The organism is Blastococcus sp. TF02A-26, from assembly GCF_003319125.1.
Lineage (GTDB): Bacteria > Actinomycetota > Actinomycetes > Mycobacteriales > Geodermatophilaceae > Trujillonella.
Window position 1 is genome coordinate 23,282 of the sequence record NZ_QOHG01000006.1, and the last position, 24,111, is coordinate 47,392.

22 protein-coding genes and 1 tRNA gene are annotated in these 24,111 nt (G+C 74.7%); 7 read left to right on the forward strand and 16 right to left on the reverse strand.

Translation table 11 applies throughout. The features are described from left to right. Positions 1-22: 22 nt before the first annotated feature. Positions 23-1,870 (reverse strand): bifunctional diguanylate cyclase/phosphodiesterase, encoded by a 1,848-nt coding sequence (locus DQ240_RS08225; RefSeq protein ID WP_113839156.1) that lies wholly within the window; start codon positions 1,868-1,870, stop codon positions 23-25. A gap of 104 nt (positions 1,871-1,974) precedes the next feature. Here DQ240_RS08225 and DQ240_RS08230 point away from each other — a divergent pair, with 104 nt between their 5' ends. Further along, the gene (locus tag DQ240_RS08230) at positions 1,975-2,988 is read left to right on the forward strand and encodes an NADPH:quinone reductase (protein WP_113839157.1); all 1,014 of its coding nucleotides are present in this window, start codon (positions 1,975-1,977) and stop codon (positions 2,986-2,988) included. Between the two features lie 48 nt (positions 2,989-3,036). Here DQ240_RS08230 and DQ240_RS08235 read toward each other — a convergent pair whose 3' ends face one another. Genes DQ240_RS08235 through DQ240_RS08245 form a run of 3 tightly spaced genes read right to left on the reverse strand, consistent with a single transcriptional unit; the run spans position 3,037 to position 7,810 of the window. Continuing rightward, positions 3,037-4,191, reverse strand: a complete 1,155-nt coding sequence (locus tag DQ240_RS08235) for an acyl-CoA dehydrogenase family protein (RefSeq protein ID WP_113839158.1) — start codon at positions 4,189-4,191, stop codon at positions 3,037-3,039. A 5-nt stretch (positions 4,192-4,196) separates the two neighbouring features. Further along, positions 4,197-6,188, reverse strand: coding sequence for a biotin carboxylase N-terminal domain-containing protein (locus DQ240_RS08240; protein ID WP_113839159.1), 1,992 nt, complete (start codon positions 6,186-6,188; stop codon positions 4,197-4,199). 8 nt (positions 6,189-6,196) lie between these two features. Then, entirely contained in the window at positions 6,197-7,810 is a 1,614-nt protein-coding gene (locus tag DQ240_RS08245; protein WP_113839160.1) for a carboxyl transferase domain-containing protein, read from the reverse strand. A 56-nt stretch (positions 7,811-7,866) separates the two neighbouring features. On the opposite strand from DQ240_RS08245, the gene DQ240_RS08250 reads away from it, so the two are divergent. Next, a complete protein-coding gene (locus DQ240_RS08250) occupies positions 7,867-8,478 on the forward strand; it encodes a TetR/AcrR family transcriptional regulator (RefSeq protein ID WP_113839161.1) in 612 nt (203 codons plus the stop codon). A 67-nt stretch (positions 8,479-8,545) separates the two neighbouring features. On the opposite strand, the gene DQ240_RS08255 is transcribed toward DQ240_RS08250, so the two are convergent. Then, positions 8,546-10,330 (reverse strand): hypothetical protein, encoded by a 1,785-nt coding sequence (locus DQ240_RS08255; RefSeq protein WP_113839162.1) that lies wholly within the window; start codon positions 10,328-10,330, stop codon positions 8,546-8,548. 122 nt (positions 10,331-10,452) lie between these two features. Then, positions 10,453-11,664, reverse strand: a complete 1,212-nt coding sequence (locus tag DQ240_RS08260; RefSeq protein WP_113839163.1) for a hypothetical protein — start codon at positions 11,662-11,664, stop codon at positions 10,453-10,455. 151 nt (positions 11,665-11,815) lie between these two features. On the opposite strand from DQ240_RS08260, the gene orn reads away from it, so the two are divergent. Beyond that, the gene (orn, locus tag DQ240_RS08265; RefSeq protein WP_113839164.1) at positions 11,816-12,478 is read left to right on the forward strand and encodes an oligoribonuclease; all 663 of its coding nucleotides are present in this window, start codon (positions 11,816-11,818) and stop codon (positions 12,476-12,478) included. Positions 12,479-12,533: 55 nt separating this feature from the next. After that, a tRNA-His gene (locus tag DQ240_RS08270) sits at positions 12,534-12,609 on the forward strand. 52 nt (positions 12,610-12,661) lie between these two features. Here DQ240_RS08270 and DQ240_RS08275 read toward each other — a convergent pair. Then, on the reverse strand, positions 12,662-13,426 hold the full coding sequence (locus tag DQ240_RS08275) for an MBL fold metallo-hydrolase (RefSeq protein ID WP_233498593.1): 765 nt from the start codon (positions 13,424-13,426) through the stop codon (positions 12,662-12,664). A gap of 25 nt (positions 13,427-13,451) precedes the next feature. After that, positions 13,452-14,324 carry an alpha/beta hydrolase gene (locus DQ240_RS08280; protein ID WP_113839166.1) on the reverse strand — a complete coding sequence of 291 codons (873 nt, stop codon included), beginning with the start codon at positions 14,322-14,324 and terminating at the stop codon, positions 13,452-13,454. A 231-nt stretch (positions 14,325-14,555) separates the two neighbouring features. Here DQ240_RS08280 and DQ240_RS08285 point away from each other — a divergent pair, with 231 nt between their 5' ends. Beyond that, a complete protein-coding gene (locus DQ240_RS08285) occupies positions 14,556-15,503 on the forward strand; it encodes a helix-turn-helix domain-containing protein (protein ID WP_113839167.1) in 948 nt (315 codons plus the stop codon). A 116-nt stretch (positions 15,504-15,619) separates the two neighbouring features. Further along, a complete protein-coding gene (locus DQ240_RS08290; protein WP_113839168.1) occupies positions 15,620-17,227 on the forward strand; it encodes a peptide chain release factor 3 in 1,608 nt (535 codons plus the stop codon). Positions 17,228-17,270: 43 nt separating this feature from the next. Here DQ240_RS08290 and DQ240_RS08295 read toward each other — a convergent pair whose 3' ends face one another. The 4 genes from DQ240_RS08295 to DQ240_RS08310 all read right to left on the reverse strand — a co-directional run bounded on the left by DQ240_RS08295 (position 17,271) and on the right by DQ240_RS08310 (position 20,404). Further along, complete coding sequence (locus DQ240_RS08295) at positions 17,271-18,059, reverse strand: FAD:protein FMN transferase (RefSeq protein WP_199589173.1); 789 nt, start codon at positions 18,057-18,059, stop codon at positions 17,271-17,273. After that, positions 18,056-18,511 (reverse strand): FMN-binding protein, encoded by a 456-nt coding sequence (locus DQ240_RS08300; protein WP_113839350.1) that lies wholly within the window; start codon positions 18,509-18,511, stop codon positions 18,056-18,058. The genes DQ240_RS08295 and DQ240_RS08300 overlap by 4 nt, the downstream gene beginning before the upstream one ends. Before the next feature lie 5 nt (positions 18,512-18,516). Next, on the reverse strand, positions 18,517-19,923 hold the full coding sequence (locus tag DQ240_RS08305) for a ferric reductase-like transmembrane domain-containing protein (protein WP_113839349.1): 1,407 nt from the start codon (positions 19,921-19,923) through the stop codon (positions 18,517-18,519). 91 nt (positions 19,924-20,014) lie between these two features. Further along, positions 20,015-20,404 carry a hypothetical protein gene (locus DQ240_RS08310; RefSeq protein ID WP_113839169.1) on the reverse strand — a complete coding sequence of 130 codons (390 nt, stop codon included), beginning with the start codon at positions 20,402-20,404 and terminating at the stop codon, positions 20,015-20,017. A gap of 220 nt (positions 20,405-20,624) precedes the next feature. On the opposite strand from DQ240_RS08310, the gene DQ240_RS08315 reads away from it, so the two are divergent. Beyond that, positions 20,625-20,870, forward strand: a complete 246-nt coding sequence (locus DQ240_RS08315; RefSeq protein ID WP_113839170.1) for a hypothetical protein — start codon at positions 20,625-20,627, stop codon at positions 20,868-20,870. Between the two features lie 7 nt (positions 20,871-20,877). On the opposite strand, the gene DQ240_RS08320 is transcribed toward DQ240_RS08315, so the two are convergent. The 4 genes from DQ240_RS08320 to DQ240_RS08335 all read right to left on the reverse strand — a co-directional run bounded on the left by DQ240_RS08320 (position 20,878) and on the right by DQ240_RS08335 (position 23,949). Next, positions 20,878-21,153, reverse strand: coding sequence for a MoaD/ThiS family protein (locus tag DQ240_RS08320; protein ID WP_113839171.1), 276 nt, complete (start codon positions 21,151-21,153; stop codon positions 20,878-20,880). Further along, on the reverse strand, positions 21,150-22,232 hold the full coding sequence (locus DQ240_RS08325) for a sialidase family protein (protein WP_113839172.1): 1,083 nt from the start codon (positions 22,230-22,232) through the stop codon (positions 21,150-21,152). The genes DQ240_RS08320 and DQ240_RS08325 overlap by 4 nt, the downstream gene beginning before the upstream one ends. Positions 22,233-22,299: 67 nt before the next feature. Then, entirely contained in the window at positions 22,300-22,686 is a 387-nt protein-coding gene (locus tag DQ240_RS08330; RefSeq protein ID WP_113839173.1) for a hypothetical protein, read from the reverse strand. A gap of 75 nt (positions 22,687-22,761) precedes the next feature. Then, positions 22,762-23,949, reverse strand: coding sequence for an Ig-like domain-containing protein (locus tag DQ240_RS08335; protein WP_233498594.1), 1,188 nt, complete (start codon positions 23,947-23,949; stop codon positions 22,762-22,764). Between the last annotated feature and the right edge of the window lie 162 nt (positions 23,950-24,111).

The following is a 24,111-nucleotide window of genomic DNA, read 5'->3' on the forward strand; positions in this document are numbered from 1 at the left end:
TCTCCTGGAGCGGTGGATCGGGTCAGTGCGCGAAGAGCTCGGCCGGGTCGTCCGGCGCGGCGGGCAGCGACTCGGAGCCGGCGGCCTGCGGACGGCCGAAGAGGTAGCCCTGGGCGTGCGAGCAGGCGAGTTCGGTGAGCACCGCGCTCTGCTGCGAGGTCTCCACGCCCTCGGCGACCACGGACAGCCGAAGGCTGCGGGCCAGCTCGATGATCGAGGCGACCAGCGTGGTCGACCGGCCACCGGCGTCGAGGTCCTGCACGAAGCTCTGGTCGATCTTGATGATGTCGGCCGGGAGCCGGCGCAGGTAGGACAGGCTCGAGTAGCCGGTCCCGAAGTCGTCGATGGCGATCCGGACGCCCAGCCGGCGCAGCGCCTGGAGCTGGTCGATCACGGCGTCGATGTCGTGCACGAGCACGCCCTCGGTGACCTCGAGCGTGAGCTGCCCGGCCGGGAGCCCGCTCGCCGTCAGGACGTCGCGCACGGTCGCGACGACGTCGTCGTCGGCCAGCTGCCGCGGCGACAGGTTCACCGCCATCTCCACGGGCTCGCCGGCCTCGGCGGACCACGCCACGGCCTGCTGCACGGCCTGCTCGAGAACCCAGCGGCCGATCTCGACGATCAGGCCGCCCTCCTCGGCGAGCGGGATGAACTCGCCGGGCGGCACGAGCCCGCGCTGCGGGTGCTCCCAGCGCAGCAGCGCCTCGTACCCGGTGGTCCGCCCGTCCGACAGGCGGATGGTGGGCTGGTAGTGCACGCGCAGCTGGCCGCCGGCCACGGCGCCGGCGAGGTCCTCGAGCAGACGGACCTTCTCCTCGGCCGCCTGGGCCATGCCGTCGGCGTAGTGGACCAGCCGGTTCTTGCCGAGGGCCTTGGCCATGTACATCGCCAGGTCGGCGTTGCGCAGCAGCACCCCGGCGTCCCGCTCGGGCGAGGAGGTGGTGCTCGCGGCCCCGATGCTCACGTGCGGCACGTGCGGGCGACCCTCGATGACCATGGGGTCGGCCAGCGCGACGAGCATCCGCTGCCCGATCGCGGTCGCGATCTCGGGCCCCCCGGAGACGACGACGGCGAACTCGTCGCCGCCGATCCGCGCCACCTGGTCGCTGGGCCGCACGCAGCTGCTCAGCCGCCGGGCGATCTCGGCCAGCAGCATGTCGCCGGCCGCGTGGCCGCGGGAGTCGTTGACGTCCTTGAAGTCGTCCAGGTCGAGGAACAGCATGCTGACCTCGCCGGAGGTGCGGATGAGCAGCCGGTCGGTCGTCTCCATGAGCAGCGTGCGGTTGGCGAGCCCGGTCAGCGGGTCGCGCAGCCCCTGCTGCTCGTTGAGCCGCCAGGCGGCGAGGTGGGTCAGGCTCGCCGCGAGCACGAACGCCGCGTGGATCCCCGCCCACGTCCACGGGTCCTGGTGGGCCGCGGAGTGCCCGAACACCGAGTGCGGCAGCAGCGTGCCGAGGACCCCGTGGTGCAGGACGACGACCAGCAGCGCCACGCCGAACGGCACCCAGTGCTGGTACAGCGACACCAGGCCGATGACGACGAAGAAGTGGAAGTGCGCCTCGGTCTGCCCGTCCATCAGGTAGACCAGCAGCACCGACGCGGCCAGCAGGCTCAACGTGGCCGCGCCCGCGCGCAGCGTGCGCCCGGCCCCGGGGAGCAGCGCGAAGGCCAGCGGGTAGAGGACCGCTGCGGTCTCCATCATCGCGGCGGCCGCCCCCTCACCGAGGGCCAGCGCGAGGAACCCCAGCGCGACGGCCTGGGCCGCGGCGACGGTGAGGACGATCCGGTGCCGACGGTGCCAGACGTCGTCGGGCAGCACGCGCCCCTCCGGGAGGAGGGCCACGAGGCGTGCGGGCAGTCGGGGGCTCACCCCGCTTGCATCGACCCCCACCAGGGAGAACTCGCGCGCCCGGCCACCGCACTCACCCCGACGGGGGACGGCGTGAGGGAGCGGTCAGCGGGTACGGCGGGGCGGTGCGCGCGATCACCTACACCGAGAACGGCGGACCCGAGGTCCTCCGGCTGACCGACTCCCCCACCCCTGACCCGGGCCCCGGCGAGGTCCGCGTCCGGCTGGCGCTGGCCGGCGTCAACCCCACCGACTGGAAGTCCCGGCAGGGCACGCCGCCCGTCGGCGGCACGCAGGTCCCCGGGCAGGACGGCGCCGGGACGGTCGACGCCGTCGGCCAGGGGGTCGACCCCGGGGTGCTCGGCCAGCGCGTGTGGGTGTGGGAGGCCGCGTGGCAGCGCCCGCACGGGACGGCGGCCGAGTACACCGTCGTCCCCCTGCGGCAGGCCGTGCTGCTCGGTCCCGACGCCTCCTTCGAGCTGGGCGCGGCGCTCGGCATCCCCTTCCTCACCGCGCACCGCTGCCTCACCCTCGGTGAGTCGGTGCCCGACCGGCTCGGCCCGGGCGCGCTCACCGGCCGGACGGTGCTGGTGCAGGGCGGCGCCGGCGCGGTCGGCAACGCGGCCGTCCAGCTCGCCCGGTGGGCCGACGCCACCGTGATCGCCACCGTGAGCAGCCCCCGCAAGGCCCAGCTGGCCGCCGCCGCGGGCGCCGACCACGTCGTGGACTACCGGCAGCAGGACGTCGTCGCGGTCGTCCGCGAGGTCGCGCCGAAGGGCGTCGACGTGATCGTCGAGGTCTCCGCGGCCCGCAACGCCGGCGTCGACGCGCAGGTCGTCGGCATGCACGGCGCCGTCGCCATGTACGCCGACGACGGCGGCGCGGAGGTGACCATCCCGGTCCGCGCCCAGATGGGCCCGAACGCCCGGTGGAACTTCGTCCTCGTCTACACCCAGCCGGAGCGGTCCAAGGTGCTCGGCGTCGAGGACGTGAACGCCGCGGTGCTCGACGGCGCCATCCGCGTCGGGGAGGGGGCCGGCCTGCCGCTGCACGTCTTCCCGCTCGCGGAGACCGCCGGCGCCCACCGCGCGGTCGCCGACGGCGCCGTCGGCAAGGTCCTCGTCGACGTGACCGCCTGAGGGTGGAGGAGATCCGTGGGCGTCACGCCCACGGATCTCCTCCGGGGGTCAGCCGACGCCGAGGTCGCGGGCGATGAGCATCCGCTGCACCTCGCTGGTGCCCTCGCCGATCTCCAGGATCTTCGCGTCGCGGTAGAAGCGGCCGACCGGGTACTCGTTCATGAACCCGTACCCGCCGTGCACCTGGGTGGCGGCGCGGGCGTTGTCCATCGCCACCTCGGAGCTGTAGAGCTTGGCGATCGACGCCTCGCGCTTGAACGGCTCGCCGCGCAGCATCCGCTCGGCGGCCCGGTAGTAGGCCAGCCGCGCGGTGGAGGCCCGCACCTCCATGTCGGCGATCATGAACTGGATCGCCTGGTTGGCGCCGATCGGCCGGCCGAACGCCTCCCGCTCGCCGGCGTACCGCACCGACTCGTCGACGCACCCCTGCGCCAGGCCCACCGACAGCGCGGAGATCGCGATCCGCCCCTCGTCGAGGATCGACAGGAACTGCGCGTACCCGCGGCCCCGCTCCCCCACCAGGTTCTCCGCCGGCACGTGCACGTCGGTGAACGACAGCTCCCGGGTGTCCGAGGCGTTCCACCCCACCTTGGAGTACCGCTTGCCGACGACGAAGCCGGGCGTTCCCGACGGGACGGCGATCGCGGAGATCTCCTTGCTGCCGTCGGCGCGGGTCCCGGTCACCGCGGTCACCGTGACCAGCTCGGTGAGGTCGGTCCCGGAGTTGGTGATGAAGGACTTGCTGCCGTTCAGCACCCACTCGCCGCCGTCCAGCCGGGCGGTGGTGCGGGTGGCGCCGGCGTCGGACCCGCCGCCGGCCTCGGTCAGCCCGAAGGCGGCCAGCGCCTGGCCCGAGCACAGCCGTGGCAGCCAGCGCTGCTTCTGCTCCTCGCTGCCGAAGCGGAAGATCGGCATCGCGCCCAGCGACACCCCCGCCTCGAGCGTGATCGCCACCGAGCTGTCGACCCGGCCCAGCTCCTCCAGCGCCACGCACAGATCGAAGTAGGTGCCGCCACCCCCGCCGTACTCCTCGGGGAAGGGCAGGCCGAACAGCCCGAGCTCCCCCATCTGCCGCACGATCGCGGTGGGGAACTCGTCGCGCTCGTAGAACTCCCCGATCTGCGGGGCCACGACCTCCCGGGCGAACTCCCGGACCGTCGTCCGCAGCGCTTCGGTCTCCTCGTCGAGCCGGTAGTCCAGCACTCGCCTCACTCCCCCTCGGGGGCCGACGGGGTCACCACGGCCACCCGCTCGTCCAGCCGGACCGGTCGGCCCGCCGTCACCGGGAGCTCGGTGACCGTCCCCGCGACGGGGGCGGTCAGCACGTGCTCCATCTTCATCGCCTCGACGACCAGCAGCGGGGTCCCCGCCTCCACCCGGTCGCCGACCGCCGCGCGGACGACCGTCACCGTGCCCGGCATGGGCGCGGTCACCACGCCGCTGCCGGCCGCGCCCTCGCTCGCCGCGTGCAGCCGCTCGTGCTCGCGCAGCGCGACGGTGTGCCCGCCGCCGGCGAGCCAGACCGTCCCGCCGTCGTGCGCGAGCAGCCAGCGGGCCGTCGTCCCGTCGAGGGTCACGGTCAGCTCGTCCCCCGCCCGGCTCGCGGAGGCCCGGACGGCGTCGCCGTCGCCCACCCGCACCTCCGCGTCGGCGGCTCGACCGCGCACGCGGACCTCGACCGGCTCCCCGCCGGCGGCCTGCAGCCGGCGCAGCGTCCAGGCCGGCTCGCCGAGCCGCCACCCGTCGGGCACGTCCCAGGGGTCGACGACGGCGGCGCCCGGCTCCGCCTCGAGCAGCAGCGCCAGGGCGGCCGCGGCGTGGGCGTCGACGGGCACCTCGCCCGCCGCGGTCAGCGACGCGCCCCGTCGCTCGATCAGCCCGGTGTCCAGTCGTCCGGCCGCCACGTCGGGATCGGCGAGCAGCGCCCGCAGGAAGGCGGTGTTGGTCGGCACGCCGAGCACCTGCGCCCCGCCCAGCGCGGCGAGAAGCCGGGTCCGGGCGGTCTCCCGGTCCGGCCCCCACGTGACGACCTTCGCCAGCATCGGGTCGTAGTCGGTGCCGACGACGGAGCCGGCCGCCAGCGAGCCGTCCACCCGCACCCCCGGCCCGGTCGGCTCGCGCAGCCCGAGCACGGTGCCGCTCTGCGGGAGGAAGCCGCGGGCCGGGTCCTCGGCGTAGACGCGGGCCTCGATCGCGTGCCCGTCCAGCCGGACGTCGTCCTGGCCGAACGGCAGCGGCTCGCCGGCGGCCACCCGCAGCTGCAGCTCCACCAGGTCCAGACCGGTGACGGCCTCGGTGACCGGGTGCTCCACCTGGAGCCGGGTGTTCATCTCGAGGAAGAAGAAGTCGTCCGGGCGCTCGGCGTCGACGATGAACTCGACGGTGCCGGCGCCGGTGTAGCCGACGGCGCGGGCCGCCTCGACCGCGGCGGTGCCCATGGCCGCGCGCTGCGCCGAGGACAGCAGCGGGGACGGCGCCTCCTCGATCACCTTCTGGTGCCGCCGCTGGAGGCTGCACTCCCGCTCGCCCAGGTGGACGACGGCGCCGTGCGCGTCACCGAGCACCTGCACCTCGATGTGCCGGGCGGCGCCGATGTAGCGCTCGACCAGCAGGGTGTCGTCGCCGAACGAGCCGCGGGCCTCCCGGCGGGCGGCCGCGATCTGCTCGGGCAGCCCGGTGGCGTCCCGGACCACCCGCATGCCCTTGCCGCCCCCACCCGCCGAGGGCTTGAGCAGCACCGGGAAGCCGGCCTCGACCGCGGCGGCGGCGACCGCGGCGTCGTCCATGCCGGGCTCGGTGCGGCCCGGGACGACCGGCACGCCCGCGGCGCTCACGGTCTGCTTGGCGCGGATCTTGTCGGCCATCGCCTCGATCGCGGCGACCGGCGGGCCGATGAAGACGATCCCCGCCGCCTCGCACGCGCGGGCGAAGTCGACGTTCTCGGACAGGAAGCCGTAGCCCGGGTGCACCGCCTGGGCGCCGGTGCGCACGGCGGCCTCCACCACCCGCTCGATCGACAGGTAGCTCTCGGCGGCGGGTGCGGGGCCGAGGCGGACGGCGACGTCGGCGACCCGGGTGTGCAGCGCCCCGGCGTCGGCGTCGGAGTACACGGCGACCGAGCGGATGCCCATCGCCCGGAGCGTGCGGACGACCCGGACGGCGATCTCGCCCCGGTTGGCGACGAGGACGGTGTCGAACATCGAGGTCCTCACATCCGGAAGACGCCGTAGCCGACGTCCTCGAGGGGTGCGTTCGCCGCGGCGGAGAGCGCCAGGCCGAGCACGGCGCGGGTCTGCGCGGGGTCGATCACGCCGTCGTCCCACAGGCGGGCGGTGGCGTAGTAGGGGTGGCCCTGCGTCTCGTACTGCTCGCGGATGGGGGCCGTGAAGGCCTCCTCGTCCTCGGCCGGCCAGTCCTCGCCGCGCGCCTCGAAGCCCTCGCGGCGCACGGTGGCCAGCACGGACGCCGCCTGCTCCCCGCCCATCACCGAGATGCGGGCGTTGGGCCAGGTGAACAGGAACCGGGGCGAGTAGGCCCGGCCGCACATCGAGTAGTTCCCGGCGCCGAACGACCCGCCGATCACGACGGTCAGCTTCGGCACCCGCGCGCAGGCGACCGCGGTGACCATCTTGGCGCCGTGCTTGGCGATGCCGGCGGCCTCGTAGTCGCGGCCGACCATGAAGCCGGTGATGTTCTGCAGGAACAGCAGCGGGATGGAGCGGCGGTCGCACAGCTCGATGAAGTGCGCTCCCTTGAGCGCCGACTCCCCGAACAGGACGCCGTTGTTGGCGACGATGCCGACCGGGTGGCCGTGCAGCCGCGCGAAGCCGGTGACCAGCGTCGGGCCGTACAGCGGCTTGAACTCGGCGAACCGGCTGCCGTCGACCAGCCGGGCGATGACCTCGCGGACGTCGTAGGGGGTGCGCGGGTCGGTCGGCACCACCTCGTACAGCGACTCCGGCGGGTACAGCGGCTCGGCGACCGGTTCGACGTCCCACGGGCGCGGTGCGCGGGGACCCAGGGTGCCGACGATCTGGCGCAGGATCTGCAGCGCGTGCGCGTCGTCCTCGGCCAGGTGGTCGGTCACCCCGGAGACCCGGGAGTGCAGGTCTCCCCCGCCGAGCTCCTCGGCGGTGACCACCTCGCCGGTCGCGGCCCGGACCAGCGGCGGCCCGCCGAGGAAGATCGTCCCCTGGTCCCGCACGATGACGGCCTCGTCGCTCATCGCCGGCACGTACGCGCCCCCGGCGGTGCACGACCCGAGGACGGCGGCCAGCTGCGGGATGCCGGCCTTGGAGAGGTTCGCCTGGTTGTAGAAGATCCGGCCGAAGTGCTCGCGGTCGGGGAAGACCTCGTCCTGCATCGGGAGGAACGCCCCGCCGGAGTCGACGAGGTAGAGGCAGGGCAGCCGGTTGTGCAGCGCCACCTCCTGCGCCCGCAGGTGCTTCTTCACCGTCATCGGGTAGTAGGTGCCGCCCTTGACCGTGGCGTCGTTGGCGACGACGACGCACTCGCGGCCGGCCACCCGCCCCACACCGGTCACGATCCCCGCGCCGGGGGCGTCGCCGTCGTACATGCCGTGCGCGGCCAGCGGCGAGAGCTCGAGGAACCGGCTGCCGGGGTCGAGCAGGGCGTCGACCCGCTCGCGGGGCAGCAGCTTGCCGCGGTCGGTGTGCCGCTTTCGAGCCCGCTCACCACCGCCCTCGGCGACGCGGGCCAGCTGGTCGCGCAGGTCGGCGGTCAGGTCGGCGTGCGCCGCGGCGTTGCGGGCGGCGGCCTCCGGATCGGACGGGGTGGTGCGGGTCAGCACGGGGGCGTCCACCCCGCGGAGGTTAACGACGGTTCACAGCGAGGTCAACGGCGGTTAACATCGCCCGCGTGACCAGGGCCGACGCCGTCCAGCAGGCAGACACCGCGCTGCATGCCGACGCGACCCGGCCGTCCCGGCGCGAGCAGATCCTGCGGGCGGCGGCGCAGCTCTTCGCCGAGCGCGGGTCACGGGCCGTGGGTGTGGACGACGTCGGGGCCGCGGTGGGCGTCACCGGCCCCGCCATCTACCGCCACTTCGCCAGCAAGGACGCGATGCTGGCCGAGATGCTGCTGCGGATCAGCGAGCGACTGCTGGCCGGCGGCACCGCCGAGGTCGCCGCGGCCGGCCCCGACCCCCTGGCGCAGCTGCGGGCGCTGATCGCCTTCCAGGTCGACTTCGCGCTGGACAACCCCGCCCTGATCACCGTGCAGGACCGCGACCTGCAGAACGTCCCCGACGCCGACGCGCACGAGGTCCGCCGGCTGCAGCGGCGCTACGTCGAGGTGTGGGTGGGCGTGCTGACCGCGCTGCACCCCGCGGCCGGCGTCGAGGCCTGCCGGGCGCGGGCGCACGCGGTGTTCGGGCTGGTCAACTCGACCCCGCACAGCGGTGGACGGCTCCCCCGCGCGCGGATGGCCGAGCTCCTGACCGCGATGGCCGAGGCCGCCGCGACGTCCTAGGCATGGGTACCGATACCGGCGTCGAGACGCGCAGCGAAGGGGGTATCGGTACCCATGCCCCAGGGGGTCAGGGGGTGGGGTCGGGCATCTCCAGGGCGAGGGCGAGACCGGCCACCCGGTCCAGGTCCTGCGCCGAACCGCTCCCCGGGCCGGCCCAGGCGGTCTCCACGATCGTGACCTCGCCACCCTGCGCGGGAGAGCTGGCGTACTGGGCGCCGGTCAGCCGCGCCGGCGCCCCCGGGTAGCTCTCGCCCTCGCGCAGGAGGTCGTTCACGTTGCCGCTGCCGTCGGTGTCCACCAGCGTCTTGAGCTCACCGGCCCGGGCCGCGTCGCCCATGTCGACGGTGGCGATCGAGACGACGACCGGCTGCCCGTCGACCTCGGTGGAGTACAGCGCCCGCGCGAGCCCGGCGCAGTCGCCCGCCGCGAAGAAGTCCGCGACGTCGCCGTACGCGTGGTCGGCGCAGGTGTCGTCCTGCTGCACCACCTGCGCGGTGAACGTGAGGTCGTCCAGCGGCGTCTGCTCGCCGGCGGAGGGGCCGGCGGCGGACGGGGCGGCGGTCGTCGGAGAGGGGTCCGCGCTACCGGACCCGCCGTCGTCGTCGCCGCCGGTCAGCAACGAGATCGCCACGACCAGCAGGACGACGACGAGGACGGCGGCCGCAGCGGCCAGCGCCAGCCGCCGGGTGCGGTCCGGACGCCGGCGGGCGACCACCAGCGGCATCCCCGGCGGCCGCTCCCAGCGCGTGGCAGTCGGCACGGTGGGCGCGACCAGGGTCGGGGGCTGGGCCGGCGCGCCGGGGTCGGTGGAGTCGGCTGCGCCGAACAGGCCGCCGATCCCGTCGGTCTCGTCCCGCGCGACCGGGGCCGGGGCCACCGGAGCGGGCGCCTGCTGCACCGGAGGCCGGGGAGCGGGAGCGGAGGGAGCCGGTGCGGTGGCTGCGTGCTGCTGGGCGGCCGCGGCCGCCTCGTCGGCCCGGATCGCGGCCGCGGCGACCGCGGCGGCGGCTGCGGGGTCGATCCGCGGGCCGTCCGGGTGCGGGGCCACGAAGCCGCCGGTGACCGGCGGGACGGCCGGCGCGGGGATGGCCGGTGGCACGACCGGGGGCGCAGCGGGGGCCGGCGGGGCCACGGGAGGGGCGTGCTCGGCGGCCGAGGCGGCGTTCATGGCGGCGGGCGTGAGCAGCTCGCGGCGGCGCAGCACGTACGGGGAGTACGGGAAGCCCTCGCCGTTGAGCTCCTCCACCGAGGGACCGCGACCGGGGAGGCCCAGGACCTCCAGTGCGGTCCGCACGTCGGCGGTCGTCCAGTACCGGGGGTTGGCGACGCCGGTGTAGTGCGCCGCGCGGGCGATCCCCAGCAGCAGCGAGCGGGTGTCGAGCAGGGCCACCTGGTCGCCCTCACCGAGGTCGCCGTCCTCGGGCCGCAGGCCGGTGACGTCGCCGACGAGCACCGTGAGCCGCGCGATCCGCCCGGGCTCCAGACCCGCCTGGCGCAGCTTGAGTGCGGCGTCCATGCCCGCGCGCATCAGCCCGTCGAGCGGGGAGGAGCCGCCGCCGGCGATCTGCAGCACCTCGCCGGGACCGCCGTCGGGCGCGATGCTCCAGGCGCCCTCGGGCACCGCGGTGACGATGCCGCGCTGCTTCGGGACCTCGGCGATGCGCACCACCGCGAGCCCCTCGGGCACGAAGAGGACGGCGTCGGAGATCCGACGACCCATCGGTCCGTCGACCAGCGGCAGCGACGCCACGATGGCCGAGCGCACCGTCCCGCCGGTGTCCCACCGGGCGAGCTCGGCGAAGACGGCACGCTCCCCCGCCGTCCTCAGCGGCTCGGGGGTGAGGGCCAGCACGTCGTCGTCCTCCGGGCGGGTCTCGGGTCTGGGGGCGCGGGCGCTCGGGCACCGCGACGCGAGGCGGGCCGCCCGGCAGGGCGCGCTCCGACGCTACGTCATGTGACGGCTCGGTCCGTCGCTCAGCGCAGGGACGCGCCGCCCACCGCGGCCGGGACCGGCGCCTCGGCGGCGCAAGGCTCCACCGGCTCCCGCCAGGCGGCGAACCAGGTGCTGCGCGCCACCGCGTCCACCGCCGACCACAGCACGGTGAAGGAGGCGACGACGAGGGCGATCGACCACCAGGACCAGTTCCACGGCGGCAGCAGGTCGGCGGCGTCCTGCAGCCAGCCGGCGCCGTAGACCGCCAGGGCCGTGACAGGTGCGGCGCTCCAGCCGGGCAGGCCGTAGGTGACGGCGAGGTCGATGCACAGCGCGCCGACCAGCATCACCAGCGGCAGCACCGAGGCCGGGAAGCCCATGCCCACCAGCGCCAGCCACATCACCGCGCGGTAGGCCAGGTACACGCCGACGACCGTGGTCGCCGTGAAGCGCAGACCGACCACCTTGCGGGCGACGACCAGCGACAGCAGGCCGGCGCAGATGATCCAGGCCGGGTGCACCCAGGAGGGCACCGGCAGCATGAACATCGTCGGCGTCTGGCCCTGCGAGGCGGCGAAGTCCAGCAGCTGCTGCTCGGCGGTCGTCTCGCCGGCGTCGTAGGCCCGCAGCGACAGGACGCCGTACTCCTGGTGCTGGTTGGGGAAGACGACGTTCTCGACGAAGAACAGCCACAGGCCCAGCGACACCAGGTCGCGCACCCGGCCCGGCGCGGCGTAGAGCCACCAGCCGCGGATCGCGCCGGCCAGCATGATCGCCGTCCCGATGTAGAGCAGCGCGTGGCTGGGGCTCCAGCTGGTGATGTCCAGGCCGTTGATTCGGTGGTTGAGGATGTCGATCGGGATGGCGACGAGGAACGTCGCGATGCCGACCTGCATGAGGCGCAGCGCCCGGCGGTCGACGCCGTAGCCGCTGTAGCTGTGGAAGACGACGAGCGCGATGACCACGGCGGTGCCGGCGGAGTTCAGCAGGTGCGGCGGCGCCAGGTCGTCGCGCAGCCACTTGAAGTGCCAGGAGACGTCCCACGACGAGCCGAGCATCTTCAGCAGGAAGGCGCCGAGCCAGGCGGTGTAGATCCACCGCAGTTCCTGCTCCGCCGTCGGCCGGCCGGGCCGCCCCGGGGTCATGTAGGCGAGCCACAGCCACCGCAGGGTCGCGAACGGGTGACGGGCGGCGGCGCCGAACGAGCCGGGGGGCGCGGGAACCGTGCGGACGGCGGTCGCGGAGCTGGGCACGGGGGTGCTCCCTGCAGATCGGGGTGGGGGCACGGGGAGCGTAACCGCGCAGCGTCGCGAAACCGACCCTCCGAGTGGTCCCGACGCGGCGCATGCGCTAGGGGCGGGCAGGCGGGGCGCGCGGGACGGGCGGTGCGTAGGGTCCTGCCCCGTGGCGGAGAGTGCGGGACACCTGGTCTGGATCGACTGCGAGATGACCGGGCTGGACTTACAGAAGGACGAGCTGATCGAGGTCGCCGTCCTCGTGACCGACTCCGACCTCAACGTCCTCGACCCCGGGCTGGACCTCGTGATCCACGCCGACGACGAGGCGCTGGCCGGCATGGTCGACGTCGTCCAGGAGATGCACCGCAAGTCCGGGCTGACCGAGGCCGTCCGCGCCTCGACCCTCACCGTCGCGGAGGCCGAGCAGCAGGTGCTGGCCTACGTCAAGCGCTTCGTGCCCGACCGGCGGACCGCCCCGCTGTGCGGCAACTCCATCGGCACCGACCGCGGCTTCCTCGCCCGCGACATGCCCGAGCTCGACGACCACCTGCACTACCGGATGGTCGACGTCTCCTCGGTGAAGGAGCTCGCCCGGCGCTGGTTCCCCCGCGTCTACTTCGCCCAGCCGCCCAAGGGGCTGGCCCACCGCGCGCTGGCCGACATCATCGAGTCGGTCCGCGAACTGGCCTACTACCGGAAGACGCTCTTCGTCGACGGGTCCGGCCCGTCCTCGGCCGAGGCCCAGGCGGCGGCCGGTCAGGTGACCGAGACGTTCGCCTCCGTCCTGGCTGCGGGCGACGCCACGCCGCCCACGGCGCCGGGCGCCTGAACCGCTCGGGTATCGTTGCCCCGTTCCCGGGGTGACGTCGCCGCGGGAGCACGCGGTGGGTGTAGCTCAGCTGGTAGAGCACCAGGTTGTGATCCTGGGTGTCGCGGGTTCGAGCCCCGTCACTCACCCCACGTCGAGAGGCCCTGGCCGGTCACCGGCCAGGGCCTCTCTGCTCCCGCGGGCTCAGCCGTCCGCGCCGACGGCCACGCCGAGGGGCAGCCAGTGGACCGTCCGGTGCACGTCCGGGGCCCGGGCGAACTCCCGGTCCGCGGCCTCCCTGCCCTCCGTGAAGTGGGACCACCCCTCGTAGTGCACGGGGACGACGGCGCGGGGACGCAGCTCCCGGCACAGCCGCACGGCGTCGCGGGCGGTCATCGTGTAGTCCACGGGTCCCGTGATGCCGAACCGCACGCGCCCGAGGTGCAGCAGCGCGGTGTCCACGCGCAGCCGTCGCGCCACCTCGCGGAGCCCGCCGAAGAGCACCGTGTCCCCGCTGATCCACAGCACACCGTCGTCCTGACCGGGCCAGCGCAGCGCGAAGCCGGTGGCGTCCCCGACGATCGGCCGGCTCAGCGGTGGACCGTGCCGGGCCGGCGTCGCCGTGACCTCGATCGTCGGGCGTCCCGGCGCCGCCAGCTCCGTCGTCGCCCACGGGGTGAGACCGACGGCCGGGCGCTCCAGCCGGGACGCCGCCGACGGCGTGGTGACCACGGTGTCCACCGACGCGAGCAGGGCCCGCCCCGCCTCGTCGAGGTTGTCGCCGTGCTGGTCGTGGGTGAGCAGCACGGCGTCCACCGGCCCGACATCGGCGACCGGGAGCGCCGGCCCGGTCAGCTTCCGCGAGGAGCTGCCCCAGCCGAACGACCAGCGGCGACCGGGCGGGTCGAAGGTCGGATCGGTGAGCAGCCGCCAGCCGGCCACCTCGACGAGGACCGTCGGACCGCCCACGTGGGTGAGCCGGACGCCGTCCACCTCACTGCGCGCCGGCGACCTCGGCCCGCGGCCGGGCGTGCTGCACCGCCCAGTCGAGGACGTGGTCGGCGATCTCCTGCCAGCCCTCCTGCGCCGGCAGGAGGTGCGCGTACCCGTCGCGCACCTCGACCTCGGTGACCGTGTCGCCCTTGTAGTGCTTGGCGTTCGACCGCTGCACGCTCGGCGGCATGATGTGGTCCTCGCTGCCCGAGACGAACAGCAGCGGCGGCCGGTCGGGGTTGCGGTAGTCCACCGCGGCGTCCTGCGGGCCGGGCATGAAGTTGGCGAGCACCGAGCTCCACAGGATCCGGCCGGGGGCCGGCACGTGGTAGCGCTGGTAGAGGCGCAGGGACTCCTCCTCGCTGAACGTGTTGGTGAAGGCGTAGTGCCACTGCTCGGGGCTCAGCCCGACGGCGCGGTGCCGGTTGGCCGGGTTCTTGAACGCCACGAACGTCGACCGCAGCTGCGACAGCGGGAGCACCCGCACGCCCTCGGTGGGTGCCGAGTTGAGCGTCACGCCCACGGCGCCGTAGCCGCGGTCGAGGAGGATCTGGACCAGCGTCCCGCCGGCTGAGTGCCCGATGAGGATCGGCGGCTCCTCGAGCGCCCCGATGACCGAGGCGAGCGAGTCGACGACCTGCGGCAGGGTCAGTTCCGCGATGGGCGTCGGGTCCGCGTTGAGCGCCTCGACCTCGACCTCGAAGCCCGGGTAGGCGGGGGTGAGCACCCGGTAGCCCCGCGCCTCGTAGTGGGCCTTCCACTCCGCCCAGCTGCGGGGGGTCACCCAGAAGCCGTGGACCAGGACGATCGTGTCCGGTCCGCCGGGCGCGGGACCGGCGGGGGCCGGGCGGGGGGCGGGGACGGCGTCGGTCATGGTCGGTCTCCTGTCGGTGAGCCGGGCGGTCGTGCAGCGGGGTGCCGCGGCGCCGACCCTGGCAGCGCCCGACGGCGCGGGATGGCCGCTGAACGCACGCCTCTGGCCCCTGAGTGCACGGCCGGCCGGCAACGGCGAGTTCACCTGCGCGCGCTTCCCCGTGCCCGCCGGCTCTGCCAGGCTGGTCGGCCACCCGGGGTCCACGCACCGGTCGTCCGGCGGGAGGTCGCCATGTTGCTGCTCGACACCGCGACCGTGCTCCCCGAGGACCGGGTCGGCGCCTTCCGGGCCGCCTTCGACCAGGCCTCCGTGCCCTGTCGCATCGAGCACCTCGATCCGCCCGACCGCGTCCACTCCCGCATGCACCTGTGGTCCTTCGGGGCGGCGAACGTCTTCACCACCGACGCCTCGGGCTTCCGCCTCGTGCGCACGCCGAGACACGTGCGCAGGGAGAGCCCGGCCATCGTGGCCCTGGCCGTCCAGAGCCGGGGCGAGGGCCGCTTCCACCAGTTCGGCACCGACGCCGTGGTGCCGGCCGGTGAGCTCATGCTCAGCGACCTGACCGCCCCGTACCAGTTCTCCTGGGCGGGCAGCGGCGGATCGCGGGCCTTCCAGATTCCGTACGAGCTCCTCGGGCTGCCACCCGACGTGGTCCGCGCCGGCGCGCCGCGGCTGCGCTCGAGCCCGCTGTACGGCCTGGTCCGCGAGCACCTGGAGCGGCTGACCGGCAGCGCGGACCGGCTCTCCGCCGACCCGGGGGCGGCGGCCCTCGGGACGGCCACGGTCGGTCTGGTCCGGGCCCTGCTGGTCTCCGCCGCCGGCCGCGACGACCTGGTCGGCCCGGCGTGGGAGGAGACACTGGTGACCCGGGTGCGGGCGTACGCGAGCCGGCACCTGACCGACCCCGCGCTGACCCCCGGAGTGCTCGCCGCCGCGCACAACGTCTCCGTGCGCCGGCTGTACCAGGCCTTCGCCGACGCCGGGATCAGCCTCGAGCAGGAGCTGATCGGTCAGCGGCTGGAGGCGGCGCGGGCCGCCCTGGTGTCACCGGCAGGACTGCGCCGGTCGATCGAGGCGGTCGCGCGGGCCTGCGGCTTCGACAGCCCGAGCCACTTCTCCCGCCGCTTCCGGCAGGCCTACGGCCTCACACCGCGGGAGTGGCGCCAGCAGCACCGGTGACCTCCACCTCGCCACCGCACGCTGCTGTGCCCCCACCGGCGGTTAACCTGGGTGTGCGCCGGGCCGCGTGGCCGTCACGGTCCGCTCCGCGGCGCGTCGTCAGGGAGACCCCACCCGTGAGCACCCCCGCTTCCACGCTGCCGTCGCCGGCCGACGTCCTCTCCGAGGCACGCCGCCGCCGGACCTTCGCCGTCATCAGCCACCCGGACGCCGGCAAGTCGACGCTGACCGAGGCCCTAACCCTGCACGCCCGCGTCATCGGCTCGGCCGGCGCCGTGCACGGCAAGGCCGGCCGCCGCGGCACGGTCAGCGACTGGATGGACATGGAGCGCGACCGCGGCATCTCGATCACCTCTGCGGCGCTGCAGTTCTCCTACCGCGACGCCGTGGTGAACCTGCTCGACACCCCCGGCCACGCAGACTTCTCCGAGGACACCTACCGGGTGCTCACCGCGGTCGACGCCGCCGTGATGCTGATCGACGCCGCCAAGGGCCTCGAGACGCAGACGATGAAGCTCTTCGCCGTCTGCAAGCACCGCGGCATCCCGATCATCACCGTGGTCAACAAGTGGGACCGCCCGGGCATGGACGCCCTCGCGCTCATGGACGAGATCACCGAGCGGACCGGCCTCACCCCGACCCCGCTGACCTGGCCGGTCGGCATCGCCGGCGACTTCCGCGGCGTGCTGGACCGCCGTGACGGCACCTACCGGCACTTCACCCGCACCGCCGGCGGCGCGACCATCGCCCCGGAGGAGGTGTTCCCCGCCGAGGCCGCGGCCGCCCGCGAGGGCGACGCCTGGACGCAGGCCGTCGAGGAGTCCGAGCTGCTCGAGGAGACCGGCGCCCAGCACGACCAGGAGCTGTTCCTGTCCGGCGTCACCACCCCGGTGCTGTTCGCCTCCGCCGTCTCCAACTTCGGCGTCGGCCAGCTGCTCGACGTCCTGGTGGACCTGGCGCCCGCTCCCACCCCGGTGCCCGACGCCGAGGGCGAGCCGCACCCGCTCGACGCGCCGTTCAGCGCGTTCGTGTTCAAGGTGCAGGCCGGGATGGACGCCGGGCACCGCGACCGGCTGGCCTACATGCGGGTCTGCTCGGGCGTCTTCGAGCGCGGGATGGTGGTCACGAACGCGTCCACCGGCCGCCCGTTCGCCACCAAGTACGCCCAGCAGGTCTTCGGCCGCGACCGGGAGACGATCGAGACGGCCTGGCCCGGGGACGTCGTCGGCCTGGTCAACGCCGCGGCCCTCGGCGTGGGCGACACGCTCTACGTCGACCGGCCGGTCCGCTATCCCCCGGTCACCACGTTCTCCCCCGAGCACTTCGCTGTCGCCCGGGTGGCCGACACCAGCAAGTACAAGCAGTTCCGCAAGGGCGTCGAGACCCTCGCCGGCGAGGGCGTGGTGCAGGTGCTCATCTCCGAGCGGCGGGGCGACGGCGCACCGGTGTTCGCCGTCGTCGGCCCGATGCAGTTCGAGGTGGCCAGCCACCGCATGGAGCACGAGTTCGGCGCGCGGATCTCGCTCGACTCGCTGCCCTACTCGCTGGCCATGCGCACCGACGAGGCGTCGGTGCCCGCCATCCTCGCCAGCAGCGGCACCGAGGTGATGAAGCGCGCGGACGGGGAGCTGCTCGCGCTGTTCACCACCAAGTGGGTGATGGGGATGGTCCGGGAGAAGCCGGGCGTCACCCTCGAACCGCTGGTCGCCGCCCAGCTCGGCTGACCCGAGGCCCCTCCCGCCGCTCCCCCGGGTGGGCGGCGGGGGCTCAGCGCGACGACGGCAGGACCGGCTCCACCGTGGTGGTCGAGCCGTCGTCCCAGACGACGAGACCCGAGCGACCGGGACGCGCCTCCAGCCAGCGCGCTGCCTCCGGGCCGAGCGCGAAGGCCGTGGTCGCGTCGATGTCGGCGTCGGTGAGCGACCCCGCCACCACGGTCACCGAGGCGACGCCCGAGGGCGGCCGGCCGGTGCGCCCGTCCACGATGTGCGCCCCCCGGTGCGCCGTCCCGGAGGTCGCCACGGCGCCGCTGTGCACCGGGACGACCGCCACGAGCCGCCGCGGGTCCACGGGGTCCTCCACCCCGATCCGCCACGGCGCACCGTCGGGGTCGACGGTCCGGCAGGTGAGATCGCCACCGGCGGCGAGGCAGAAGTCGGTCGCCGGGAGGTCCCGGAAGGCTGCCGCCGCGCGTTCCACCGCCCAGCCCTTGACCACGCCGCTGGGGTCCAGGACGACGCCGCCGTCGGGGCCGGGCCGGCGCACGGTGAACGCGCCCCCCGACTGCTCCTCGGCCTCCGCACCGAGCGCGAGGACCTCCGCGACCTCCGGCGGGCAGTGCTCGATGCCGATCTCGCCGCGGCCGAGACGGGAGATGCAGGAGTCCGCCCGGTAGGTGCTGAACACCCGGTCCGCCTCCCGCAGCACCGCGAGCGCGTCGTCCCAGGCGCCCTGCGCGCGCTGGTCCTCGGTGTGCCGGCCACGCAGCGCGAGGCTGATCGGCATGCCCATGACGTGCTCGACCCGGCGGGCGGTCGTGGGCCGCGCGACCGTCACAACCCCGCCTCGTCGAGCGCGCTCTGCAGTGACTGGAGGTAGCCGCGGCTGGCGACCGTGGCGCCGCTGACCATGTCGATGTCCGATCCCTGGGCGTCGAGGGTCTCGCGCACGAGGATGGGCAGCGCTCGGGCGTTGATCTCCCGGTCCCTGCCGTTGTCGTCCGGGTACTGGAGGACCGAGACGGCGGTGATGGCGCCGTCCTGCACGCTCAGCTCGACCTGGACCGGCCCCCAGCGGGTCTGGACGGCGTCCCCCGTGACCGTGTCCACCGCACCACCGGCGCCCTCCTGCGACGTGGCGGCCGCGGTGCCCGACGGGACGGAGCCGATGACCGGCGCGAGGACCGACGAGTCGGCCACCGGCGTGTGCGACGAGGTGGACGTGTGGTAACCGAAGACCAGCACCAGCACGGTCAGGGTGCTCATGAACCAGAGGACGATGCGGCGCATCGCGGTCACCACCCGAAGCTCTCGACGTGGAAGCGGTCCGGGGGGAGCCCCGCGGCCAGACAGGTGCGGCGGACGTCGGCCGCCCAGGCCTCGGGTCCGCAGACGAACACGTCGCGCTCGGCGAGGTCCGGCAGCCAGGAGGTCAGCACCGCCACATCGGGTGCCGAGCCGACCGAGGACCCGAGCCACGAACCCGGCGCGCGCCGGTGTCCGGGCACCGCGACGACCTGCAGGCCCCGATGGGCGGCGAGCCACGCGAGCTCCGACGGGAACAGCGGCGTGCCGGTGTAGCGGTGGATCAGGGCGGCGTCTCCCGGCACGTACTCCAGCGCCTCGGCCAGGGCCCGCAACGGGGTGATGCCGACCCCGGCCCCGATCAGCGCCACCCGCGGCCGGGTGCGGGCCCGGGCCGAGAGCCGGCCGTAGGGCCCCTCGACGAGCACCCGCGTCCCCGGCCGCAGCGACCGCAGCTCGGCGCTGCCGTCGCCGACGACCCGGACGGTGATCCGCAGGCTGGTCCCGTCCGGCGCGGCGGAGAGCGAGTAGGGGTGGGCCCGGGTCCAGCCGCGGCCGGAGAGGAAGCGGAAGCCGTAGAACTGCCCGGCCTCTGCGGTGACGCCGCCCGGACGCCCGGTCATGTACACGCTGACGACGTCGTCGGCCTCGGGCACCACCGCCGTGACGCGCAAGCCGGCCCGGACGGTGCGCCAGGCCGGCAGCCCGACCCGCCACATCAGGACCGCGCCCGTGGCGGCCAGGTACAGACCCCACCAGAACACCGTGCGGCCGGTCGAGCCGGTGAAGTCCTGCCCGGTCCACAGCTGGTGCGGCAACGCGAGGCCGACCCCGAGGTAGGCGTACAGGTGCAGCAGGTGCCAGGACTCGTAGCGCAACCGCCGCCGGGCGGCCCGCACGCTGGTGACGACGACCAGGACCAGGCAGACGGTGCCGGTGACCGCGAGCAGCATCCCCGGGTGGTCGACGGTCAGCTCCCACAGCGTGGCCGGCGTCCGGGACAGCTCACCGGCCGCGTAGCCCCAGGTGATGAGGACGACGTGGGCGAGCATCAGGTCGAACGACGTGAATCCCACCCAGCGGTGGACCCGCGCCAGCCGCTCCTGCCCGAAGGCACGCTCGAGCACCGGCACGCGGGCCATCAGCAGCACCTGGACCAGGAGCAGCAGCGACGCCTGCAGCCCGGTGAGCCGGCCGGCCGAGTCGAGCGCGGTCTCCGGACCGCCGCCCAGGTCCTGGATGCCGCCGTCCGCCGCCCACCAGTACGTGACGAGCAGTGCTCCCCCCCCCCACAGGACCGTGAGCGCGGCTGCCCGGACGGCCGCGTCGACACGCGCACGGCGCGTCGGCACCGTCACCGGCGGCCGGGTCAGCGGCGGAGGCGCGAGCGTGGGCATGCCGACCACGGTGGGCGACGCCCCTGTGACCGCGGCTCGGAGTTCGCTGTGAGCCGCCTGCGAGCCCTCGCTCCCCGGGGGGCGGGGGAGGTCAGCCGATCTGCACCGTCGTCCGGCCGCGCAGGACCCAGCGACCGTCGCGGCGCTCGACCGCCGGGGGAGGGGTGTCCGCGGGCCGGGGCGTGCCGGCGACACGGGCGAACGGGCGGGTCACGTCGGTGCCGAGCAGGTCGCGGCCGCGGGCGCTCAGCGCGAAGGTCTCCGTCACCTGACCCGGCTCCCGCGGCAGCGACTCGAGGTACCCCGCCTCGTGGGCACGGGTGAAGCAGCCCAGCAGCTCGACCTGGCGCAGCCGCCAGGCAGTCGCGTCGCCGTCGGCCGGCCGCGGGTTGAGCCGCTGCAGCAGCGCGAACATCGTCACCGGCTGGTCGGCGGCGTGCAGTGCCTCGAGGACGGGACGGACGTCGGCGCGGAGGGACATGTCGGGAACGCTAGGCGCACCCGGCGGGCGATCCCAGGGCGCTGACCTGCCGAAACTCGCCCCGAACCGTGGGGAGAGGTGCCATGCGCCCCGAGTGGACACCTGACCGCGCGCGCGTCCGGTGACGCCGCCGGGAGAGGTGGGGCACGTGGGGCGGGCGGGCCGGACACGCCCGCCCCGGGTACTGGTCCGCCCCTCCCCCGACTCGGACCCTGGCGACATGACGACGGCCTACGCGTACGGCACCGCGCACGCGGTGGTCATGGTCGGTGCGGTCGGCACCGCCGACGGCCTGCAGCCGCGACGGATCGGCCCGCTGCATGCCACGATCGGCCGGGTGCACGGGCGCAGCCGCAAGTCGCTGTGCGGCGCCTACGTCGCCGTGGACGAGCAGACGCCGTGGCCGCCGCAGGGTTACGACGACGAGCAGCTGTGCCCGGAGTGCGCGGAGCTCGCCACCCTCTGACCGGCGCTCAGCCGCCCGCCACCGACGGCAGCACCTGCACCACCGCACCGTCGGACACCGGCGTGTCCAGTCCCCGCCCGAAGCGGACGTCGTCGCCGTCCACGTAGACGTTGACGAACCGGCGCACCGCTCCGGTCTCGTCGCGGATCCGGCGGCCCAGCAGCGGGTGCTCGGCGGCGACCCGGTCGAGCACCTCGGCGACCGTCCCGCCGTCCACGCTCAGGTGCTTCGCGCCGCCCGCCAGGTCGGCCAGGACACCGGGCAGCACCACCTCGGCCGTCACGGCAGCCGCGCGGCGCGGACGACGAGGACGTCGGGCAGGTGGGCGGCGACGGTGGTGAAGGTGTCCCCCTCGTCGGCCGAGGCGTAGACGCAGCCGTCGCGGGTGCCCACGTAGACGCCCGTCGGGTCGCCCTCGTCCACGCAGGCGGCATCGCGCATGACCGCCGCCCAGCTGGCGTCCGGCAACCCCTCTCCGAGCTCCGTCCACGTCGCGCCGGCGTCCCGGGTGCGGTGCACGCGCAGCCGGCCGCCCGGCGGGAGCCGCTCCATGTCGGCGACCAGCGGCACCACCCACGCCGTCCCCGGCTCGCGGGGCGAGGAGACCATCGGGAAACCGAAGTCCGCCGGCAGACCGTCGGCGATCGACTGCCAGGAGACGCCGGCGTCCTCGGTGCGGAAGACGCCGAAGTGGTTCTGCGCGTACATCCGGTCCGGATCGCCGGCGTCGACGGCGACCTTGTGCACGCACTGGCCGTACTCCGGCAGCTCGTCGGGCAGGAAGACGGCGGTGATGCCCCTGTTGCGCGGCTGCCACGAGCCGCCGGCGTCGTCGCTCAGGTAGACGCCGCCGGTGCTCATGGCCACCGTCACCCGGTCCGACGCGGGGTCGGGGAGCACCGTGTGCACCGCTCCCCCGCCGCCGCCGGGCTCCCAGGTGGGCCGGTGCGGGTGGTCCCACAGACCGCGGACCAGGGCGAAGGTGCAGCCGCCGTCCTCGCTGCGCCACAGCGAGTGCGGCTCGCACCCCGCCCAGACGACGCCGGGGCGGTCGGCGGAGTCCGGGCGCAGCTGCCACACCCGGGCCAGTGCCGCGCCGGTGTCCTCGGGGAAGCGGATGGCGCCGGACTCGGTCTCCTGCCACGTGCGGCCCAGGTCGTCGGAGCGCATGACCGTCGGGCCCCAGTGGCCGTACTGGATGCCGGCGAGCACCCGGGGCGCGGGACCGCGGGTGTCGATCGAGACGGAGGCCACCTCCTGCGCGAGGAGGTGCGGTCCGTCGAGGGTCCAGCTGCGGCGGTCGTCGTCGCTGCGCGCGAGCCACAGCCCCTTGCGCGTGCCGATGGCGATCAGGTCGGTCATGACGCCTCCCGGTGTCGGGGGCGCGGCCGCGCCCCTCGCCGGTGCAGACCGGCGAGGGGCCCCGAAGTCATCGGCGGGTGGCGCCACCCTCGGGGTGCGTCGGCCGCTCGGTCGTCAGGTCGGGGGCGAGCCGCTGGGCCTTGGCGCGCAGCTCCTCGGCGGCGGTGGCGTGCTCGTGCGCGGAGGCGGCGCGCTGCTGGGCCTCCTGCTCGGCCAGCCGGGTGCGCTCCTCCACCTCGGCGCGCTCGCGACGGGCGCGGGCGGCCTGCTCCTCGGCGAGGGCCTGTTCCTTCTCCGCCTGCACGCCGCGCAGCTGCGCCTCCTGCAGGTGCTCGCGGGCCTGCTCCCGCTTCCGGACGGCCCCCACCCGCCGGCGCTTGGCCAGGGCCAGCGCGAGCGCGGCCAGCAGCAGGACGGCGACCACGACGATCAGCACGATCACCCAGGTGTCCACGGGGTTCCTCCTCGATGGGGTGGACCCCGGTGGTTCCCGCCACGGACCCCCGGTAACCGCCGGTCCGTGCGGGGGCTACTGCAGGGCGCTCCCCGCCCGCCACTCGTCCCAGGAGATCGTCCAGTCGTAGATGTCGCCGTCGGCCCGGCTCAGCGGCGGGCCGATCGAGTTCTTGATCTCCACGACGTCGCCGGCCTGGGAGAAGCTGAAGAACCACGCGGCGCGTTCGGTCGACATGTTGATGCAGCCGTGGGAGACGTTCGCCCGGCCCTGCTGGGCGACCGACCACGGGGCCGCGTGCACGAACTCGCCATTGTTCGAGATCCGGACGGCGTACTCGACCGGCGTGCGGTAGCCACCGGGGCTGTCGGCCGGCACGCCGTAGGTGCTGGAGTCCATGACCCGGTTGCGGTTGAGCTCGGTCACCACGTGGATGCCGTTGTGGCTCGGGTTGTCGTCGCTGCCGGCGCTGATCGGGTAGGTCTGCACGAGGCGGTCGTCCTCGTAGACCTCCATCGTGTGCGAGGCGGCGTCGGCGACCGAGACGTGCTTGTCGCCGATGCGGAAGGAGATGGTGCGGTCCTTCTCGCCCCAGACGCCGCCGCCGAAGTCCACGCCGTACAGGTCGGCGTGCAGCGTGACGTCGGTGTTGGCCGGCCAGTAGGTCGAGGGCCGGAAGTGCACCTCGGAGTCGCTCATCCAGCTCCAGACGCCGTCGGTCGGCGTCGAGCTCTCGACCAGCAGATGGCTCTCCACGGCGGCCTGGTCGACGACGGGCTCGTCGAAGTAGACCCGGATCGGCAGGCCCACGCCGACCGTCTGCCCGTCCAGGGGCCCGATGTCGGGCGTCGACACCTCGCCCGGGGTGACCGTGGTGAAGGTCGCCTTCTGCTCGACCACGTCCTCGTCCGCGCCCTCGGCGCTGGCCGTCAGGGTGTAGGTGGAGCCGTAGGCCAGCTCGACGTCCGGCGTCCACACGTCGACGGCGGGGTCCTCCGCCGAGTCGGCGACGCTGCCCGGCACGGGGGCACCCGCCCCGTCGGTCACCACGACCTCGGTCAGCTCGCCGTCGGCGACGGTGATCTCCAGGGGCACGACCGGGGAGACGTCGGCGCTGCCGTCCGCGGGGCTGAGCGACACCGTGGCCGGCACGGCCTCCGCGCTGCTGGACGCCCCGGACGAGCTCCCGCCGCCCCCGTCGTCCTGGCACCCCGCGAGCAGGAGCATCGCCCCCGCCATGGCCACTGCCGCAGTCCGTCGCACTCGGTCCTTCTCCCCCTCGGTCCCCGCCGGCCCCGCTTCCGGGACCGCCCGGTCCAGGCTCCCACGAGATGGCGGAACGGGAACGGCCGCCGGACGCCGTCTCGGAGGGCCCCCGACCGGTCGCTGCTCCGGCGCTGGTATCGTTCTCCCTCGTCGCCCGGG

What these genes read in the sequence shown, in the direction of transcription:
- DQ240_RS08240 (WP_113839159.1), bottom strand. Translation starts at nt 6,188, where the DNA reads ATGTTCGACACCGTCCTCGTCGCCAACCGGGGCGAGATCGCCGTCCGG.
- DQ240_RS08280 (WP_113839166.1), bottom strand. Translation starts at nt 14,324, where the DNA reads ATGACCGACGCCGTCCCCGCCCCCCGCCCGGCCCCCGCCGGTCCCGCG.
- DQ240_RS08285 (WP_113839167.1), top strand. Translation starts at nt 14,556, where the DNA reads ATGTTGCTGCTCGACACCGCGACCGTGCTCCCCGAGGACCGGGTCGGC.
- DQ240_RS08300 (WP_113839350.1), bottom strand. Translation starts at nt 18,511, where the DNA reads ATGCGCCGCATCGTCCTCTGGTTCATGAGCACCCTGACCGTGCTGGTG.
- DQ240_RS08305 (WP_113839349.1), bottom strand. Translation starts at nt 19,923, where the DNA reads ATGCCCACGCTCGCGCCTCCGCCGCTGACCCGGCCGCCGGTGACGGTG.
- DQ240_RS08310 (WP_113839169.1), bottom strand. Translation starts at nt 20,404, where the DNA reads ATGTCCCTCCGCGCCGACGTCCGTCCCGTCCTCGAGGCACTGCACGCC.
- DQ240_RS08315 (WP_113839170.1), top strand. Translation starts at nt 20,625, where the DNA reads ATGACGACGGCCTACGCGTACGGCACCGCGCACGCGGTGGTCATGGTC.
- DQ240_RS08325 (WP_113839172.1), bottom strand. Translation starts at nt 22,232, where the DNA reads ATGACCGACCTGATCGCCATCGGCACGCGCAAGGGGCTGTGGCTCGCG.